The sequence below is a fragment of the Pseudomonas sp. YuFO8 genome (assembly GCF_035065025.1).
Classification (GTDB): Bacteria; Pseudomonadota; Gammaproteobacteria; order Pseudomonadales; family Pseudomonadaceae; genus Aquipseudomonas; species Aquipseudomonas putida_AE.
In genome coordinates this window covers 1-18,488 of the sequence record NZ_JAXDEQ010000051.1, presented here as the reverse complement: position 1 = coordinate 18,488, position 18,488 = coordinate 1, and the positions used below count along the sequence as shown (strand labels likewise).

Below are 18,488 nucleotides of genomic sequence, written 5' to 3'. Positions count from 1 at the left end.
ACGCCTCAGGCCTTGCCGCGTATCAAGCGCCGCAATGCGAAGCGGTTGGGATGGCAGGCCTCGGCCACGGCCCTGGGCAGCGGCAGCGGTTCGTCATCCAGCCAGGCGGCGATCAATTCGCCTGACAATGGCGCGGTGATCAGCCCTCGCGAACCGTGGCCGCTGTTGACGTACAAGCCATCCAGCCAGGGGCAGGGGATGTCCGGGGTTTGCCGGGCATCCTTGCTCAATACGCTGTAGGCGTCGGCGAAGGCCTGGCTGTCCGCCAATGGACCGACAATCGGCAAGTAATCCGGGCTGGTGCAGCGAAACGCTGCGCGGCCTTCAAGTTCATCGGCCTGCAAGGCGTGTGCGCCGAGACGGGCGACCAGATCCAGGGAAATTTCCTCGAGCATCTGCAAGTTGCCCAGATGTTCGGCAGTGGTTGGGGTCAGGTCGTCGTTGTTGAAATCGAAACTCGCCCCCAGGGTATGTTCGCCCAGGCGTGCCGGCGCGACATAACCTTCAGCGCACACCACGGTACTCAGTGACTGGCTTGCAGGGGTTTGCGGCAGGCGGGTGATTTGTCCGCGAATGCGCTTGAGCGGCAACTCGCGGCTGTAGGTGAATCGCTTGATCTCGGCAGCGCCGGCGAGCACCACGGTGGGGGCGTCGGCCAGCAGCCTGTCGCCATCCCAGGCTTGCCAGCCGCCATCCACGCGGCGCAGCTCCAGCACATCGTGATGGCTCAGCAGCTCTATGTTCGATTGCGTTGCCTGCCATTGGCACAACGCGGGTGGATGCACCCAACCGCCTTCGGGGTAGAACAGGCCCCCCGAGGGCAGCGCGATACCAGCACGAGCTTCGGCGTGGGTTTGATCGAGTACATGCAGCAAGTCTTCGGGAAACGCTATGGCCAATTGCGCCTGACGCTCGGCTTCCTTGGCATTGAAGGCCAGCTGCAACACCCCGCAATCGTCCCAGTCGACGCCCCGTTGCAAATGCTCGAGCAAGCGCCGGGTGTAACCGAATCCACTGACGATCAATTGCGACAACGCGGTGCCATGGGCGGAAAGCTTGAGATACAGCACGCCCTGGGGATTGCCCGAGGCTTCCTGCGCCAGCCCGGCGTGACGCTCCAGCAGACTCACCTGCCAGCCGCGAGCCGCCAGGCTCGCGGCCGTCGCACAACCGGCCAGCCCGGCGCCGATCACCAAGGCGCGGCGTTCGCCGGTTGCCGATGTGGGGCGCGCGAACCAGGGTTTGGTTACAGCGGGCATTGGGACTTCTTCGGGCCAGCCGAGGAACGTACCGCGCAGGATTTCCCATTTGTGGCCAATGCCTGGCGTACGTTTCATCTTGAAGCCCGCGGCATTGAGCAGCCGGCGCACCCAGCCGGTACTGGTGAAGGTGCTGATGGTCGAACCGGGTGCCGCCAGACGGGCCAGTTCGGCAAACAGTTCGGCGGTCCACATGTCGGGGTTTTTCGCCGGGGCAAAGCCGTCGAGAAACCAGGCGTCGATCTGCGCGTCCAGTTGCGGCAGTTGCTCCAGGGCATCGCCGATCAGCAAGGTGAGCGTGACGCGGCCGCTATCCAGGACCAGGCGCTGGAAACCCGGGTGGATCGCCCGGTATTGCGCCAGCAGTTGATCGGCGAACGGCTTGAATTCGGGCCATAACGCCAGCGCTCGTTGCAGGTCGGGCAGGCTCAGCGGGTATTTCTCGACACTGACAAAATGCAATCGCGCACCGGCCTGCGCATGCTGTTCGAACAACTGCCAGGCACAGAGGAAATTCAATCCGGTGCCGAAACCGGTCTCGCCAATCACCAGTCGCCCGCCCACCGGCAACGCGGCAAAGCGTTCACGCAAGGCGTTCTGTTCGAGGAACACGTAGCGGGTTTCATCCAGCCCCGACAGGTCGGAAAAATACACATCGTCGAACACCCGCGAGCGCGGGAGGCCTTGGTCGTCCCAGTCGATCTGGGCGTGGGGCATTACAGGTTTCATGGCAGGCTCGGTCACGGCAAGGCGCACATTCTATCCGATCGCGGCCGGGGTGCTTGATCCACGGCAAGGCCGGCAACGGCCCCGGCGATGAAAATGGGATTTCTCCCCCGCAGGAGAGGTCAATCCACTAGTCTTGCTCACATCTGCCAGGGAGCTGCCCATGTTCGAATCCGCTGAAATCGATCACGCCATCGACAAAGAAACCTACGACGCCGAGGTCCCGGCCTTGCGTGAAGCCTTGCTCGACGCGCAATTCGAACTGCGCCAGCAGGGCCGGTTTCCGGTGATCATCCTGATCAATGGCATCGAAGGCGCCGGCAAGGGTGAGACGGTGAAATTGCTCAACGAATGGATGGACCCGCGCCTGATCGAGGTGCGCACCTTCGATCAGCAAACCGACGAAGAACTGGCACGGCCACCGGCTTGGCGCTACTGGCGGATGCTCCCGGCCCGGGGTCGCATGGGCATCTTTTTCGGCAACTGGTACAGCCAGATGCTGCAGGCCCGGGTCCACGGCGTGATCAAGGACCCAAGGCTCGATCAAAGTATCAACGCCGCCGAACGCCTGGAAAAAATGCTCTGCGACGAAGGCGCGCTGATCTTCAAGTTCTGGTTCCACCTGTCCAAGAAACAGATGAAGGCACGCCTCAAGGCGTTGGCCGACGACCCGCTGCACAGCTGGCGCATCAGCCCGCTGGACTGGCAACAGTCCGAAACTTACGACCGCTTTGTGAAATACGGTGAGCGCGTCTTGCGGCGCACCAGTCGCGACTATGCGCCGTGGCATGTGATCGCGGGCATGGATGCGCATTACCGCAGCCTGGTGGTGGGGAAGATTCTGCTCGAAGGCCTGCAGGGCGCCCTGAAACGACCGAAAATCCGCCCGGAAAAAGTCAACGCGGCCCCCGTGTTCCCCAGTGTCGATCAATTGAACCTGCTGGACAGCCTCGACCTCACCTTGCATCTGGCCAAGGACGATTATGAAGAGCAACTGATCACCGAGCAGGCCAGGTTTTCCGGTTTGATGCGCGACAAACGCATGCGCCGCCACGCACTGATTGCTGTGTTCGAAGGCAATGACGCGGCAGGCAAGGGTGGGGCGATTCGCCGGGTTGCCGCTGCCCTGGACCCGCGCCAGTACAACATCGTGCCGATTGCCGCGCCCACCGAAGAGGAGCGGGCGCAGCCGTATCTCTGGCGTTTTTGGCGGCATGTGCCCGCGCGGGGCAAATTCACCATGTTCGACCGCTCCTGGTATGGCCGGGTGCTGGTGGAACGTATCGAGGGATTCTGCACCCCGGCGGACTGGCTGCGCGCCTATAGCGAAATCAACGACTTTGAGGAACAGCTGACCGACGCCGGGGTGATCGTGGTGAAGTTCTGGCTGTCCATCGACAAACAGACTCAACTGGAGCGCTTCCAGGAGCGCGAAAATATTCCGTTCAAACGCTTCAAGATCACCGAGGACGATTGGCGCAACCGCGACAAGTGGGACGACTATCGCACCGCTGTCGGTGACATGGTCGACCGCACCAGCACGGAGATCTCGCCCTGGACCCTGGTGGAGGCCAATGACAAACGCTGGGCGCGGGTCAAGGTGTTGCGCACCATCAACCACGCCCTGGAAGAGGCGTTCGAAAAGTCGGGCAAGCGCAAGGGCAAATAGTCAGGCGATGGTTACGCATACGCGGGGTGAATGATTGTCGCGGTCGGTAATTGAGTGGGCTTATGCTCGGCCCACTCTCAACCGACAACAACAATGAGGTATGCCATGCGTGAAGTGGTGATCGTCGACAGCGTGCGGACCGGCCTGGCCAAATCCTTTCGCGGCAAGTTCAACATGACCCGTCCCGACGACATGGCGGCGCATTGTGTCGACGCCTTGCTGGCGCGCACCGGCATCGACCCGGCCAGCGTCGAGGACTGCATTGTCGGTGCCGGCTCCAACGAAGGCTCCCAGGGGTACAACATCGGGCGCAACGTCGCGGTCTTGTCGCGCCTGGGCATAGGCGTCGCCGGCATGACCCTCAACCGCTTCTGCTCCTCGGGCCTGCAGGCGATCGCCATTGCCGCCAACCAGATCGCCTCCGGTTGCAGCGACATCATCGTGGCCGGTGGCGTCGAGTCCATCAGCCTGACGATGAAAAGCATCAACACCGATCACCTGATCAATCCGCTGCTCAAGGAGCAGGTGCCGGGGATCTACTTCCCGATGGGCCAGACCGCCGAAATCGTCGCGCGTCGATACGACGTCAGCCGCGAAGAACAGGACCTGTACGCCCTGCAAAGCCAGCAGCGCACTGCCCAGGCACAGGCCGCCGGATTGTTCGACGATGAAATCGTGCCGATGGCGGTGAAGTACCGGGTGGAAGACAAGGCTACCGGCCAGGTGCAGATTCTTGAGGGGGTCGTCGATCACGACGACTGCAACCGTCCCGAGACCACCTTGCAAAGCCTGGCCGGATTGAAGCCGGTGTTTGCCGAGGGTGGCTCGGTCACCGCCGGTAACTCGTCGCAGTTGTCCGACGGCGCCTCCATGACCCTGGTGATGAGCCTGGAAAAAGCCCTGGCGCTGGGCTTGAAGCCTAAAGCGTTCTTCCGCGGATTCACCGTGGCGGGCTGCGAACCGGACGAGATGGGCATCGGCCCGGTGTTCTCGGTGCCGAAACTGCTCAAGGCCAAGGGCTTGCACATCAACGATATCGATTTGTGGGAACTCAACGAAGCCTTCGCCTCGCAATGCCTGTACGCGCGTAACCGGCTGGAGATCGACAACGAGCGGTACAACGTCAATGGCGGCTCGATTTCCATCGGCCACCCGTTCGGCATGACCGGTTCGCGCCAGGTCGGGCACATCGTTCGCGAGTTGCAGCGACGCAACCTGCGTTACGGCATCGTCACCATGTGCGTGGGGGGCGGGATGGGGGCTACGGGGTTGTTTGAGGCGGTGCGTTAGGTCTTCAGGATTTGTATTGATTGTCAGATAGCTTTCGCGAGCAAGCCCGCTCCCACACTGGATCTGCGTCACACAGTAGATCCCTGTGGGAGCGGGCTTGCTCGCGAAGGGGCCGCTGGGTCATTAGATAACTGCTGCGACCTGCACAGTTTCATCCGCGGCCAGTCCTTAACTGTCCCTGTGTCCGAAGCGACTCAGCGCCTAGAATGGCGCTACTTGTTTTCCGGATTGGGGTTCGCATGCACATTTCATCGGGTCGCTGGGTTTATGGGCTGTTCCTGGCCTTGCTGACCGCGCTGTTGTGGGGAATCCTGCCGATCAAGCTCAAGCAGGTGCTGCTGGTGATGGACCCGGTCACCGTGACCTGGTTTCGCCTGATGGTCTCCGGTGGCTGCCTGTTCATCTACCTGGCGGCGACCCGGCGCCTGCCGAGCCGCAAGGTGCTCGGCCCGCGCGGGGGCTGGCTGGTGCTGATGGCGGTGCTCGGCCTGGTGGGCAATTACGTGCTGTATCTGATGGGGTTGAACCTGCTCAGCCCCGGCACCGCGCAACTGGTGGTGCAGATGGGCCCGATCATGTTGCTGATCGCCAGTGTGTTCGTGTTCAAGGAGCGCTTCAGCCTGGGGCAGGGGATTGGCTTGCTGGTGTTGCTGGTCGGCTTCGTGCTGTTTTTCAACCAGCGCCTGAGTGAACTGCTGACCTCGTTGAGCGACTACACCGCCGGTGTCCTGCTGGTGTTGCTGGCCTCCACGGTCTGGACATTTTATGCGCTGGGGCAGAAGCAGTTGCTGACCGTGTGGAATTCGTTGCAGGTGATGATGGTGATCTACCTGTTTTGCGGGCTGTTGCTGACGCCGTGGGTGCATCCGCTGGAGGCGCTGCAATTGACCCCCGTGCAAGGCTGGCTGCTGCTGGCGTGCTGCATGAACACCCTGATTGCCTATGGCGCATTCGCCGAGGCGCTGGCGCATTGGGAGGCATCGCGGGTCAGTGCGACCCTGGCGATCACGCCGCTGGTGACCTTGGCCGCCGTGGCCGTGGCTGCCTGGTGGTGGCCGGAGTATGTGCACGCCGAGACCATCAATGGCCTGGGGTATGGCGGGGCGGTGTTGGTGGTGTTGGGCTCGGCGCTGGTGGCGTTAGGGCCGTCGTTGATTGCAGGGTTGAAGGCGCGAAAAGCCCGAATGGCGGTCAGTTAGACCGCGTTATCGTTCTTCGTCGGAACGCCGCCCGGAGCAAGCCCGCTCCCCATGATCCGTGCATGGTCCATTGTGGGAGCGGGCTTGCTCGCGAAGGCGAACTGTCAGGCGCTACAGAACTCAGCCCTTGGCCCCAGCCTCCAGCATATTCTCCGGCCTCACCCAGGCATCGAACTCTTCATCCGTCAGATACCCCAACTGCAACGCCGCCGCCCGCAGGGTCAACCCCTCGGCATAGGCTTTCTTGGCGATCTCCGCCGATTTGTCATAACCAATATGCGGGTTCAGCGCCGTCACCAGCATCAACCCTTGTTCCAGGTGCTCGGCCATTTTCCCGGCGTCCGGTTCCAGGCCGGCGATGCAATGCTGCTGGAAGTTGCTGCAGCCATCGGCCAGCAGGCGGATCGATTGCAGCAGGTTGTGGATGATCACCGGCTTGAACACGTTCAACTGCAGGTGCCCCTGACTCGCCGCGAAGCCGATGGTCACGTCGTTGCCCAGGACCTGGCAGGCCAGCATCGACAGCGCTTCGCACTGGGTCGGGTTGACCTTGCCCGGCATGATCGAACTGCCCGGTTCGTTGGCCGGCAGTTTCACTTCGGCAAAGCCGGCGCGGGGGCCGGAGCCGAGCAAGCGCAAGTCATTGGCGATTTTCATCAAGGTCACGGCGAGGGTTTTCAGCGCGCCGGACAAAGTGGTCAGCGGCTCGTGGCCGGCCAGGGCCGCAAACTTGTTCGGCGCGGTGATGAACGGCAAGCCGGAAAGGGCGGCCAGTTCCGCGGCGATCGCTTCGCCGAAGCCATGGGGCGAGTTCAGTCCGGTGCCGACCGCCGTGCCGCCCTGGGCCAGTTCACAGACCGCCGGCAGCGCACTGCGGATCGCCCGTTCGGCGTAGTCGAGCTGGGCGATGAACGCCGAGACTTCCTGGCCAAAGGTGATCGGCGTGGCGTCCATCATGTGGGTGCGGCCGGTCTTGACCAACTTCATGTGGCGGGCCGAGAGCTCGGCCAGGCCGCCGGACAGTTCGCTGATCGCCGGCAGCAGGCGCTGTTGCACGGCCTGGGCGGCGGCGATGTGCATGGCCGTGGGGAAGCAGTCGTTGGAGCTCTGGGAGCGGTTGACGTGATCGTTGGGATGCACCGGAGACTTGCCGCCACGGGGGTTGCCGGCCAGTTCGTTGGCGCGTCCGGCGATCACTTCGTTGACGTTCATGTTGCTCTGGGTGCCGCTGCCGGTCTGCCAGACCACCAGCGGGAACTGATCGTCATGCTCGCCGTCGAGCACTTCGTCGGCCGCCTGCTCGATCAGCCTGGCGATGTCGGCGGGCAAATCGCCGTTGCGGTCGTTGACCCGTGCCGCGGCTTTCTTGATCAGCGCCAGGCCATGCAGTACCGCCAGCGGCATGCGTTCTTCGCCGATGGCGAAGTTGACCAGCGAGCGTTGCGTCTGAGCACCCCAATAGGCCTCTTCCGGGACTTCAACCTGGCCCAGGCTGTCGGTTTCGATTCGGCTCATCATGCACACTCCTGTAGGTCTGGTTGCGCAGTTTAGGCCGTGATCGACGGCCGTGGTTCCATCAGTCTCGATTCTGCCCATTCAACCCCTCTAAATCAGGCGCGACAAGGCTTGGGGTTGAGCGACACACTTTTTTAGGCGCAGAATGGTCGTCCTTGGGGTTTTACCTCGCCTGCTAGAAAAGGAAACTCGATGACTCGTCTTCGTGCCATCTGTACCGCGGTTGCACTGGTCTGCGCCAGCGGCCCTGTTTTTGCCGATACCGCCAGCCACAACGCCAGTGCCGAGGCTTTCCTGACCCTGGCGCACGCTGACAAACTGGGCACTCCGGTGTACATGCAAGTACAGCAGATGTTCGCCCAGCGCTTCCAGCAAACCAAAGCCCCCGAGTCGAAAAAAGCCGTACTGGAAACCTACCAGGCCAAGGCCAACGCCGCTCTGGACCAGGCCATTGGCTGGAACAAGCTGAAACCGGACATGGTCAAGCTCTACACCACCAACTTCACCGAGTCGGAGCTCAAGGACCTGGTCGCGTTCTACCAGTCGCCACTGGGCAAGAAAGTCCTGGAGAAAATGCCGCAGCTGACCCAGCAATCGGCCCAGATGACCCAGGCCAAGCTGGAAAGCGCGGTGCCTGTGGTCAACAAGCTGCTGGCTGACATGACGGCCGAGCTGGATCCGAAAGGCGCCGCCGCTCCAGCCAAGAAAAAGCCTTAAGCGGAGTTCGGCATGACCATGCAACAACGTATCGAATCGACGCTGGGCCTGTTACAGCCCGAGCATTTGCAGGTGCTGGACGAAAGCCACATGCACAGCCGTGGGCTTTCAACCCACTTCAAGGCCGTGGTGGTCAGTGCGCAGTTCGAAGGCCTGAACCGGGTCAAGCGCCACCAGAAGGTCTACGGCACGCTGGGCGAGTTGATGGGCGAATTCCATGCGTTGGCGTTGCACACCTACACGCCTGAGGAATGGGCGCAGATCGACGCGGCGCCGGCTTCGCCGACCTGTGCCGGTGGCAGTAAATCCTGAAACACCTTGTGGCGCTGGCTTGTTGTAGGAGCTGGCTTGCCAACGAGGGCGTCCATGAGATCGCTTTCGCTGGCAAGCCAGCTCCTACACAAGCCAGCTCCTACAGGGATCGTGTAATTTTTGTTAGAATGTCCAACGCGCCGCTCCTGCGGCGCGTTTTTTTTCGCATCCGGTTCACCCCTTACGAGGGTAGCCACCTGGAGATTTACCCATGACACAACAGATTGTCGTGGCGGCACTGTATAAGTTCGTCACCCTGCAAGATTACGTCGCCCTGCGCGAGCCACTGCTGCAAGCGATGGTCGACAACGGCATCAAAGGCACGCTGCTGATCGCCGAAGAAGGCATCAACGGCACTGTGTCCGGCAGCCGCGAAGGCATCGACGGGCTGATGGCCTGGCTCAAGAACGACCCGCGCATGGACGACATCGACCATAAAGAGTCGTACTGCGACGAGCAGCCGTTCTACCGCACCAAGGTCAAGCTCAAGAAAGAGATCGTGACCCTGGGCGTCGAGGGCGTGGACCCGAACAAAAAGGTCGGCACCTACGTCGACCCGCAGGACTGGAACGCGCTGATCAACGACCCGGAAGTCCTGTTGATCGATACCCGCAACGACTACGAAGTCTCGATCGGCACCTTTGAAGGCGCGATCGACCCGAAAACCACCAGTTTTCGCGAATTTCCCGACTACATCAAAGCCAACTTCGACCCGGCCGTGCACAAGAAGGTGGCGATGTTCTGCACCGGCGGCATTCGTTGTGAAAAAGCTTCGAGCTACATGCTCAGCGAGGGCTTCGATGAGGTCTACCACCTCAAGGGTGGCATCCTGAAATACCTCGAAGAGGTGCCTCAGGAAGAAACCAAGTGGCAAGGCGACTGCTTCGTGTTCGACAACCGCGTGACCGTGCGCCACGACCTGAGCGAAGGCGACTACGATCAATGTCATGCCTGCCGCACACCGGTCAGCGTGGAAGACCGTGCGTCCGAGCATTATGTGCCCGGCATCAGTTGCCCGCATTGCTGGAATACGCTGAGCGAGAAGACCCGTCGCAGCGCCATCGACCGGCAAAAGCAGATCGAACTGGCCAAGGCGCGCAACATGCCGCACCCGATCGGCTACAACTACAAGCAAACATCCACCGAGGCCTGAACCATGTCTGCACGCCTGCTCTATGTGATGGACCCGATGTGTTCCTGGTGCTGGGGCTTCGCGCCGGTTGCCAACGCATTGGTCGAGCAGGCGCAAGCCGCCGGCGTGGACGTACACCTTGTAGTGGGTGGTTTGCGCACTGGCAGTGGCTCGGCGCTGGAGCCGACCACCCGTCGCTACATTCTCGAGCATTGGCAGGCGGTCACCGAGGCCACGGGCCAACCCTTCAAGCTTGAAGGTGCTTTGCCCGACGGTTTCGTCTATGACACCGAGCCCGCTTGCCGGGCGCTGGTGACGGCACGTGGGCTGGCGCCGGATTGCGCCTGGAAGCTGCTCGGGTTGATCCAGCATGCGTTTTACGCCGAAGGTCGCGATGTCACCCACGCCAGCGTTCTGGTGGAACTGGCGGAGCAGGCCGGGGTGCCGCGCATCGAGTTCGCCGCCGCTTTCGACCGTGCCGATACGCACGTCGCGACGGCTGCCGATTTCACCTGGGTCCAGGACCTCGGCATCGCTGGTTTTCCGACCTTGCTGGCTGAGCGTAATGGTCAATTGGCGTTGCTGACCAATGGCTATCAGCCCCTCAGTGTCCTGTCCCCGTTGCTCGGCCGCTGGCTGGAGCGCGCTGCCTGTGCATGACCAGCCCGACGACACCCCAGCCGTAAAGCGTGTCGACCGACTGAGCTGGGCAGAAATCCGTCGCCTGGCCCTGCATCACAAGAAATCCCTGTGGATCGCCAACGGCGTGGCCGTGCTGGCGACCCTGTGCAGCGTGCCGATTCCCTTGCTGCTGCCGTTGCTGGTGGACGAAGTGTTGCTGGGGCACGGTGACGCCGCGCTGAAAATCATGAACCTCGCGCTGCCAGAGGCTTGGCAGAAAGCTGCGGGTTACATCGGCCTGATGCTGGTGGTGACCCTGGCCCTGCGTTGCGCGGCCTTGCTGTTCAACGTGGTGCAGGCGCGCCTGTTCGCCGCCCTGGCCAAGGACATCGTCTACCGCATTCGCATCCGCCTGATCGAGCGCCTCAAGCGTATTTCGCTGGGGGAATACGAAAGCCTGGGCAGCGGCACGGTGACCACGCACCTGGTGACCGATCTCGACACCCTGGACAAATTCGTCGGCGAAACCCTCAGTCGTTTCCTCGTGGCCATACTGACGCTGGTGGGCACCGCCGCCATCCTGGTGTGGATGCACTGGCAACTGGCGCTGCTGATCCTGTTGTTCAATCCGCTGGTGATCTACGCCACGGTGCAACTGGGCAAGCGGGTCAAGCACCTGAAGAAACTCGAGAACGACAGCACCTCGCGCTTCACCCAGGCATTGACCGAAACCCTGGACGCGATCCAGGAAGTGCGTGCCGGTAACCGCCAGGGCTTTTTCCTCGGTCGTTTGGGGCAGCGCGCCCGGGACGTACGGGATTACGCGGTGAACTCGCAATGGAAAACCGATGCCTCGAACCGGGCCAGCGGTTTGCTGTTCCAGTTCGGCATCGATATTTTTCGGGCGGCGGCCATGCTCACCGTGCTGTTTTCCGACCTGTCCATCGGCCAGATGCTCGCGGTATTCAGCTACCTGTGGTTCATGATCGGTCCGGTCGAGCAACTGCTCAACCTGCAATATGCCTACTACGCCGCCGGCGGCGCGCTGTCGCGCATCAATGAGCTGCTGTCGCGCGCCGATGAGCCGCAGTACCCGAACGGCGTCGACCCGTTCATCGGGCGCCAGACCGTGGGCATCGAGGTTCAGGGCCTGAGTTTCGGCTACGGTGACGAGCTGGTCTTGAACCAGATGAACCTGTCGATCGCCCCCGGTGAAAAGGTCGCGATCGTCGGCGCCAGCGGCGGCGGCAAGAGCACCCTGGTGCAATTGCTGCTGGGCTTGTACACGCCGCTGGCCGGGACCATTCGCTTTGGCGGCTCGACCCAGCAGGAGATTGGCCTGGAGACCGTGCGGGAAAACGTCGCGGTGGTCCTGCAACACCCGGCGCTGTTCAACGACACGGTGCGGGCGAACCTGACCATGGGCCGCGAACGCAGCGACGAGGCCTGCTGGAACGCCCTGGAAATCGCCCAATTGCACAACACCGTGCGCGAGTTGCCCAATGGCCTGGACAGTGTTGTCGGGCGTTCCGGCGTGCGCCTGTCGGGCGGCCAGCGCCAGCGCCTGGCCATCGCGCGGATGGTGCTGGCCGATCCCAAGGTGGTGATTCTCGACGAGGCCACCTCGGCGCTGGATGCCGCCACCGAATACAACCTGCACCAGGCGCTGGCGCGATTCCTCAGCCACCGCACTACCCTGATCATCGCCCATCGCCTGTCGGCGGTGAAGCAGGCCGACCGTGTCCTGGTGTTCGACGGCGGGCAGATTGCCGAAGATGGCGACCATCAGCAGCTGATTGCCGAGGGTGGTCTTTACGCCAAGCTTTATGGGCATTTGCAGCAGCACTGAGGCAATGCCAAGGCAGGTCGCGTGGACTTTCCCGCATTGGCAGGAGGCTCTAGCTTGCCGGGATGCAGAAGGCCCCCTAGTCTAGCGGTAGCGATCACGTGGATGATGATCTGGCAGTGCTAAAACAAGGGACCCCATGAATCAAACCCGGACTCTCGGAACGCCGCGGCTATTGGGCATCGTCTGGCCTTTTATCGCCGTCGTGTTATTTCAGGCCCTGTTGGGGGGCGTCAGCCTTTATGTACTGTCGGCGGTTCGCGGCTATGTTGCCGGTGAAAGCCTGTGGTCCAAGGGCCAGAAAGACGCCATCTATTACCTCAACCTTTATGCCGATGGCCGCGACGAGAGCAAATTCCTCAAATACCAGGAAGCCATTGCCGTCCCTCAGGGAGGGCACGAGTTGCGAGTGGCACTGGATCAGCAGCCACCGGATCTCGAGGCGGCCAGGCAGGCGATCCTCAAGGGTGGCAACCACCCCGATGACGTTCCCAGCCTGATTTGGCTGTACCTCAATTTCCGCCATTTCAGCTTCCTCGAAAAAGCCATCGACCTGTGGACCGTGGGTGACGGGTACCTGGTGCAACTCGATGACGTCGCCAGGGACATGCATCAGCACATCAGCGTCAGGCAGACCACCCCGGCTGACATCCAGCGCTGGAAGGAACAGATATTCGCCATCAATGACGAGGTGACACCGGCGGCCAAGGCCTTCAGCGATGCGCTGGGCGAGGGCTCGCGGATGATCCTGCGGCTGCTGCTGGCGACAAACCTGGCCACCGCCCTCGGCCTGATCGCCCTGGCGCTGCTGCGCACGCATAAATTGCTCAAGCAGCGGCATGCGTTCGCCGACGCCCTGCAACTGGAGAAAGAGCGGGCGCAAATCACCCTGCAATCGATCGGCGATGCAGTGATCACCACCAATGTCGAGGGCGCGATCGCCTACATGAATCCGGCCGCCGAAGCCTTGACCCACTGGAAAGCCGACCAGGCGACCGGCTTGCCGCTGGCGGCGCTGTTCAATCTGCTGGACGACAACGCCCAGGCCGATGGCTTCACCTTGATCGAGCACATCCTGAGCGGTCAGCTCAGTGGTGGCAGCGAACACTCCAAGCTGATTCAGCGCCTCGATGGCAGCACGGTGTCGGTCACCCTGGTCGGGGCGCCGATCCACAATGCCGGCAAGGTCAGCGGCACCGTGCTGGTGTTGCATGACATGACCCAGGAACGGCAATACATTGCCAACCTGTCCTGGCAGGCGACCCATGATGCCTTGACCGGGCTCGCCAACCGCCGCGAGTTCGAATTTCGCCTGGAACAGGCATTGCAGGCCCTGACGCGACAATCGGGGCGCCACGCCTTGATGTTCCTCGACCTGGATCAGTTCAAGCTGGTCAACGATACCTGCGGTCACGCGGCGGGTGACGAGTTGCTGCGGCACATTTGTGCGCTGTTGCAGTCCGGGTTGCGCGAGGGCGACACCCTGGCCCGGTTGGGCGGTGACGAGTTCGGCATCCTGCTGGAGAACTGTGGGCCGGAGGCGGCCGAGAAAATTGCCGAGGGGTTGCGCCAGACCGTGCAGAACCTGCACTTCGTCTGGAAGGGCCGGCCGTTCGTGACCACCGTGAGTATCGGGCTGGTGCATATCGCGCAAAATCCGACCACCCTCGAAGTCTCCCTGCGTGCTGCTGACATGGCCTGCTACATGGCCAAGGAAAAGGGCCGTAACCGGGTTCAGGTGTATCACCCGGACGACTCGGAGCTGTCCCTGCGCTTTGGCGAAATGGCCTGGGTGCAGCGCCTGCACATGGCCCTGGAAGAAGACCGCTTTTGTCTGTACGCCCAGGAAATTGCCCCGCTCGGACATGTCGAACAGGGTGGCGGGCATATCGAGATCCTGCTGCGCCTGCATGACGAAGCCGGACGCATGATATTGCCCGACAGTTTTATTCCGGCAGCCGAACGTTATGGGCTGATGACTTCGTTGGATCGTTGGGTTGTACAGAACGTATTCAAGATCATTGCCCAATGTATTGCCGAAGAGCACAAAGGACCTTTAGCACTTTGTGCGATTAATCTGTCAGGCACAACTATAGGAGATGACGCGTTCCTCGACTTCCTGCGTCAACAGTTCATTACTTACCAAATACCACCTGAAATAATTTGTTTTGAAATCACTGAAACCAGTGCTATTTCAAATCTTGGAAGTGCAATTAGATTTATCAATGAACTCAAAAGCTTAGGTTGCCTGTTTTCCCTGGACGACTTTTGCGCCGGTATGTCCTCATTCGCCTACTTGAAACATTTACCTGTAGACTTCCTGAAGATCGACGGAAGTTTCGTAAAGGATATGCTGGACGACCCGATTAACCGCGCCATGGTCGAAGTGATCAACCACATCGGTCATGTCATGGGTAAGCGTACGATTGCCGAGTTTGTTGAAACACCCCAGATCGAGCAGGCATTGCTGGAGATCGGGGTTGATTACGCTCAAGGGTATGTTATTGAACGCCCGCATCTGTTTACCTGCGATAGTTTGCAAAGTCGTCCAGCCAGACCGCAGTCCTTGTTGTTCAAGGCGCCCGGTACGTTCCGTTGAAGTCTCTCGTCGATCAGAACAATCACAATCAAAAGGAGCCCGACAGTGATCGAGACTTTCAACCGCACCGGACCACTCATGGAAGCTGCAAGTTATCCCGCCTGGGCCCAGCGCCTGATTCAGGATTGCAGCGCGAGTAAGCGCCGGGTTGTCGAACACGAACTGTATCAACGCATGCGAGATAACAAACTCAGCGCCAAGACCATGCGCCAGTACCTGATCGGTGGCTGGCCCGTAGTCGAACAGTTCGCGTTATACATGGCACAGAATCTGACCAAGACCCGTTTTGCCCGCCACCCCGGCGAGGACATGGCGCGTCGCTGGTTGATGCGCAATATTCGTGTCGAATTGAACCATGCCGACTACTGGGTGAACTGGAGCCGTGCCCACGGCGTCAGCCTGGAGGATCTGCAGGCGCAGCAGGTGGCCCCTGAACTTCACGCACTGAGCCATTGGTGCTGGCACACCAGTTCCTCCGACTCGCTGATCGTGGCCATTGCCGCCACCAACTACGCCATTGAAGGCGCGACCGGTGAGTGGTCGGCGCTGGTCTGTTCCAATGGCCTCTACGCGGCGGCGTTCCCTGAAGAGGATCGCAAGCGGGCCATGAAGTGGCTGAAGATGCATGCCCAGTACGACGATGCCCATCCGTGGGAAGCGCTGGAAATCATCTGCACGCTGGCCGGGATGAACCCGAGCCAGGCATTGCAGGTGGAATTGCGCCAGGCCGTGTGCAAGAGCTACGACTATATGTTCCTGTTCCTCGAACGTTGTATGCAGCTCGAACACGCCGAAAAAGCCCCGGTTGCGCGTGAGCGCATGGCACTGGCCGAAACCTGATCGGAAGACGCCCATGAAAAAGCCCGCCCCCTGATGCCAGGGGGCGGGCTTTTTCGTAAGGGCAGCAAAGTATCAGGCGCTGACTTTCAGCCCCACCAGCCCGGCAATGATCAATGCCACGCTGGCCAGCCGGATCAACGCCATGGATTCACCAAACAGAATGATCCCGGCGATCACCGTGCCGACGGCACCGACACCGGTCCAGATCGCATAGGCAGTGCCCAGCGGCAATTCCTTCATCGCAAGGCCAAGCAAGCCGAGGCTGACGGCCATGGCGGCAACGGTCAATGCAGTGGGGAGAGGGCGGCTGAAACCGTCGGTGTATTTCAGGCCGACGGCCCAGCCCACTTCGAACAGGCCGGCGAAAAACAGAATGATCCAGGACAAGGAAAACCTCCATCGATTGACGGGGTCGTCCCCAGGTTAATGACTCGATCGAGCCGCGAGGTCGTCCTCGCGTTTGCGCAATATAGTGCCCAGCATTAACCCGGGGATCAAGTTTTCACGTATCAGTCAGTCGCTTGCCGAGCCGCGGTGCGCCCATCTTCTTTCTCGCTCATGCGGCGGAAATAGGTCGAGAGCAGCGCCCCGGAAATGTTGTGCCATACACTGAACAGCGCACTCGGCACCGCCGCCAGCGGCGAGAAGTGCGCGCTGGCCAGGGCCGCGCCCAGCCCGGAGTTCTGCATGCCGACTTCCAGCGCCAGGGATTTGCGCTGGGCCAACGGCAACTTGAACAGGCGCCCGGTGAAGTAACCCAGCAGGTAACCGAAGCTGTTGTGCAGCATGACCACGGCCATGATCAACAGGCCCGACTCGGCGATCTTCGCCTGGCTGGCGGCCACCACCGCCGTGACGATGATCACGATGCTCACCACCGATACCAGTGGCAACACCTCCACCGCGTGACGCACCTTGTCGCCGAGCACGCGCTGGGCAACCACACCCAATACGATCGGCAGCAGCACTACTTGCAGGATCGACCAGAACAGCTCCATGAACGACACCGGCAGCCAGGCCGAAGCCAGCAGCCAGATCAAGGCCGGCGTCAGCAGTGGAGCGAGGAGGGTGGTCACGGCGGCAATGGCTACCGACAGTGCCAGGTCCCCACGGGCCAGCCAGGTCATCACGTTCGACGAAGTGCCGCTTGGGCAGCAGCCGACCAGGATCACCCCGACGGCAATTTCCGGCGGCAAATGGAACGCCTGGCAGAGTAACCACGCCACACCGGGCATGATCACGAAATGCGCGACTACGCCCAAGGCCACGCGCCACGGATGGCGGGCGACTTCGGCGAAGTCCTCGAGCTTGAGGGTCAGGCCCATGCCGAACATCACCAACCCCAGCAACGGCACGATGGCGCCCTTGAGGCCGATGAACCACGCCGGTTGCAGGAACGCCACGACGGCGAAAATCAGTACCCAGTAGGCGAAGGTGTTACCGACAAAACGACTTAATGCAGCCAGTGCGCGCATGGCCTGATCCTTGTTGTATGAAAGCGTTAGGGAGCTAAGCATACGCTGACTGCAAAAAAAGATCGCAGCCTACGGCAGCTCCTACATTTGGAATGTGATCCCCTGTAGGAGCTGCCGCAGGCTGCGATCTTTTTTCAAACGCCGCCGATTCAGATAATCAAATGCCCTGCGGAGTCTCTTCCCCACCCAACGCCTCAACCAGCGCCGGCAGGAAGTCACCGAACGTCAGCATCATCAGGGTGAAGCTGGCATCCAGTTGGCCGAGGGCTTCGTCGCCGCCGTCCTGTTCCGCCTGGTCTTGCAGCAGGTCTTCGAACTTCAGGCGCTTGACCACCATCTTGTCGTCGAGGACGAACGACAGTTTGTCCTGCCAGGCCAGCGACAGCTGGGTGACCACTTTGCCGGTGCTCAGGTGCAGCTGGATTTCTTCGCTGGTCAGGTCCTGGCGCTTGCAACGCACGATGCCGCCGTCTTCGTGGGTGTCGCGCAGTTCGCACTCGTCCAGCACAAAGAAGTCGTCCGCGGCTTTCTGGGTGGTGACCCACTCGGTCATGGTCGCGGTCGGCGACATTTTCACGGTCAGTGGGCGCACCGGCAGGGTGCCGATCACTTCGCGCAGGGTCGACAGCAGGTCTTCGGCGCGTTTCGGGCTGGCCGAGTTCACCAGGATCAGGCCCTGTTTCGGCGCGATGGCGGCGAAGGTCGACGAGCGACGGATAAAGGCACGCGGCAGGAAGGCCTGGATGATTTCATCCTTGATCTGGTCGCGTTCCTTTTTATAGACCTTGCGCATTTGCTCGGCTTCGATCTCTTCGACCTTTTCCTTCACGGCATCGCGCACGACGCTGCCCGGCAGGATGCGTTCTTCCTTGCGCGCGCTGATCAGCAGGAAATCACCGCTGACGTGCACCAGCGGGGCATCTTCGCCCTTGCCGAACGGCGCGACGAAACCGTAGGTGGTCAACTCCTGGCTTGCACATGGACGCGCCAGCTTGGTGGCCAGTGCAGTCTCCAACGCCTCGGCATCAACAGGCAGATCTTGGGTCAGGCGATAGATAAGCAGGTTTTTGAACCACATGGGGTGAGTCTCTCCTTTATACAAAGGGGGGCATTATTGTCTTCGCCGGGTCATAGGCCAACCCTTCTCTAAGCCTTTGGAAGGCATCAGAAAATTAATTAAAAAAGTGCTTGCCAGAGGTAGGGCTGCTCCGTAGAATGCGCGCCACACCGAAGCGAAGGGTGATTAGCTCAGCTGGGAGAGCGTCTGCCTTACAAGCAGAATGTCGGC

General features: G+C 61.2%; 15 protein-coding genes. 10 read left to right on the top strand and 5 right to left on the bottom strand.

Annotated features, from left to right (window positions below; all coding sequences use genetic code 11):
- Nucleotides 1–5: 5 nt before the first annotated feature.
- Entirely contained in the window at nucleotides 6–1,988 is a 1,983-nt protein-coding gene (gene mnmC, locus SOP95_RS28130; protein WP_323609069.1) for a bifunctional tRNA (5-methylaminomethyl-2-thiouridine)(34)-methyltransferase MnmD/FAD-dependent 5-carboxymethylaminomethyl-2-thiouridine(34) oxidoreductase MnmC, read from the bottom strand.
- A gap of 160 nt (nucleotides 1,989–2,148) precedes the next feature.
- Between mnmC and pap the strand changes: the two genes are divergently transcribed.
- From pap to SOP95_RS28115, 3 genes are all read left to right on the top strand, one after another.
- Nucleotides 2,149–3,654: a polyphosphate:AMP phosphotransferase gene (gene pap, locus SOP95_RS28125; protein ID WP_274073009.1), complete on the top strand. Its 1,506-nt coding sequence runs from the start codon at nucleotides 2,149–2,151 to the stop codon at nucleotides 3,652–3,654.
- A 105-nt stretch (nucleotides 3,655–3,759) separates the two neighbouring features.
- Nucleotides 3,760–4,944, top strand: a complete 1,185-nt coding sequence (locus SOP95_RS28120; protein ID WP_274073010.1) for a thiolase family protein — start codon at nucleotides 3,760–3,762, stop codon at nucleotides 4,942–4,944.
- Between the two features lie 239 nt (nucleotides 4,945–5,183).
- The gene (locus tag SOP95_RS28115) at nucleotides 5,184–6,143 is read left to right on the top strand and encodes a DMT family transporter (RefSeq protein WP_323609068.1); all 960 of its coding nucleotides are present in this window, start codon (nucleotides 5,184–5,186) and stop codon (nucleotides 6,141–6,143) included.
- Between the two features lie 120 nt (nucleotides 6,144–6,263).
- On the opposite strand, the gene SOP95_RS28110 is transcribed toward SOP95_RS28115, so the two are convergent.
- Complete coding sequence (locus tag SOP95_RS28110; RefSeq protein WP_323609067.1) at nucleotides 6,264–7,658, bottom strand: class II fumarate hydratase; 1,395 nt, start codon at nucleotides 7,656–7,658, stop codon at nucleotides 6,264–6,266.
- Between the two features lie 192 nt (nucleotides 7,659–7,850).
- On the opposite strand from SOP95_RS28110, the gene SOP95_RS28105 reads away from it, so the two are divergent.
- From SOP95_RS28105 to SOP95_RS28075, 7 genes are all read left to right on the top strand, one after another.
- Nucleotides 7,851–8,375: a DUF2059 domain-containing protein gene (locus SOP95_RS28105; RefSeq protein ID WP_274073013.1), complete on the top strand. Its 525-nt coding sequence runs from the start codon at nucleotides 7,851–7,853 to the stop codon at nucleotides 8,373–8,375.
- A gap of 12 nt (nucleotides 8,376–8,387) precedes the next feature.
- Nucleotides 8,388–8,687, top strand: a complete 300-nt coding sequence (locus tag SOP95_RS28100) for a BolA family protein (RefSeq protein ID WP_274073014.1) — start codon at nucleotides 8,388–8,390, stop codon at nucleotides 8,685–8,687.
- A gap of 211 nt (nucleotides 8,688–8,898) precedes the next feature.
- Entirely contained in the window at nucleotides 8,899–9,840 is a 942-nt protein-coding gene (gene trhO, locus SOP95_RS28095) for an oxygen-dependent tRNA uridine(34) hydroxylase TrhO (RefSeq protein ID WP_274073015.1), read from the top strand.
- 3 nt (nucleotides 9,841–9,843) lie between these two features.
- The gene (locus SOP95_RS28090) at nucleotides 9,844–10,479 is read left to right on the top strand and encodes a DsbA family protein (RefSeq protein WP_274073016.1); all 636 of its coding nucleotides are present in this window, start codon (nucleotides 9,844–9,846) and stop codon (nucleotides 10,477–10,479) included.
- Nucleotides 10,472–12,289, top strand: coding sequence for an ABC transporter ATP-binding protein (locus SOP95_RS28085; RefSeq protein ID WP_323609066.1), 1,818 nt, complete (start codon nucleotides 10,472–10,474; stop codon nucleotides 12,287–12,289). Before SOP95_RS28090 ends, SOP95_RS28085 begins: the two co-directional genes overlap by 8 nt.
- 136 nt (nucleotides 12,290–12,425) lie before the next feature.
- Nucleotides 12,426–14,885, top strand: coding sequence for an EAL domain-containing protein (locus tag SOP95_RS28080; protein WP_323609065.1), 2,460 nt, complete (start codon nucleotides 12,426–12,428; stop codon nucleotides 14,883–14,885).
- 45 nt (nucleotides 14,886–14,930) lie between these two features.
- The gene (locus SOP95_RS28075) at nucleotides 14,931–15,725 is read left to right on the top strand and encodes a TenA family transcriptional regulator (protein ID WP_274073019.1); all 795 of its coding nucleotides are present in this window, start codon (nucleotides 14,931–14,933) and stop codon (nucleotides 15,723–15,725) included.
- 72 nt (nucleotides 15,726–15,797) lie between these two features.
- Here SOP95_RS28075 and sugE read toward each other — a convergent pair whose 3' ends face one another.
- From sugE to rdgC, 3 genes are all read right to left on the bottom strand, one after another.
- Nucleotides 15,798–16,112, bottom strand: a complete 315-nt coding sequence (gene sugE, locus SOP95_RS28070) for a quaternary ammonium compound efflux SMR transporter SugE (RefSeq protein WP_128608063.1) — start codon at nucleotides 16,110–16,112, stop codon at nucleotides 15,798–15,800.
- Nucleotides 16,113–16,234: 122 nt separating this feature from the next.
- Nucleotides 16,235–17,200, bottom strand: coding sequence for a bile acid:sodium symporter family protein (locus tag SOP95_RS28065; protein WP_274073020.1), 966 nt, complete (start codon nucleotides 17,198–17,200; stop codon nucleotides 16,235–16,237).
- Between the two features lie 157 nt (nucleotides 17,201–17,357).
- Nucleotides 17,358–18,278: a recombination-associated protein RdgC gene (gene rdgC, locus SOP95_RS28060; protein ID WP_008060875.1), complete on the bottom strand. Its 921-nt coding sequence runs from the start codon at nucleotides 18,276–18,278 to the stop codon at nucleotides 17,358–17,360.
- Nucleotides 18,279–18,488 lie beyond the last annotated feature (210 nt).

Bases quoted from the DNA above. Each gene is read 5' to 3' on its own strand.
- mnmC (WP_323609069.1), bottom strand. From the start codon at position 1,988: ATGAAACCTGTAATGCCCCACGCCCAGATCGACTGGGACGACCAAGGC.
- pap (WP_274073009.1), top strand. From the start codon at position 2,149: ATGTTCGAATCCGCTGAAATCGATCACGCCATCGACAAAGAAACCTAC.
- SOP95_RS28120 (WP_274073010.1), top strand. From the start codon at position 3,760: ATGCGTGAAGTGGTGATCGTCGACAGCGTGCGGACCGGCCTGGCCAAA.
- SOP95_RS28115 (WP_323609068.1), top strand. From the start codon at position 5,184: ATGCACATTTCATCGGGTCGCTGGGTTTATGGGCTGTTCCTGGCCTTG.
- SOP95_RS28110 (WP_323609067.1), bottom strand. From the start codon at position 7,658: ATGAGCCGAATCGAAACCGACAGCCTGGGCCAGGTTGAAGTCCCGGAA.
- SOP95_RS28105 (WP_274073013.1), top strand. From the start codon at position 7,851: ATGACTCGTCTTCGTGCCATCTGTACCGCGGTTGCACTGGTCTGCGCC.
- SOP95_RS28100 (WP_274073014.1), top strand. From the start codon at position 8,388: ATGACCATGCAACAACGTATCGAATCGACGCTGGGCCTGTTACAGCCC.
- trhO (WP_274073015.1), top strand. From the start codon at position 8,899: ATGACACAACAGATTGTCGTGGCGGCACTGTATAAGTTCGTCACCCTG.
- SOP95_RS28090 (WP_274073016.1), top strand. From the start codon at position 9,844: ATGTCTGCACGCCTGCTCTATGTGATGGACCCGATGTGTTCCTGGTGC.
- SOP95_RS28080 (WP_323609065.1), top strand. From the start codon at position 12,426: ATGAATCAAACCCGGACTCTCGGAACGCCGCGGCTATTGGGCATCGTC.
- SOP95_RS28065 (WP_274073020.1), bottom strand. From the start codon at position 17,200: ATGCGCGCACTGGCTGCATTAAGTCGTTTTGTCGGTAACACCTTCGCC.
- rdgC (WP_008060875.1), bottom strand. From the start codon at position 18,278: ATGTGGTTCAAAAACCTGCTTATCTATCGCCTGACCCAAGATCTGCCT.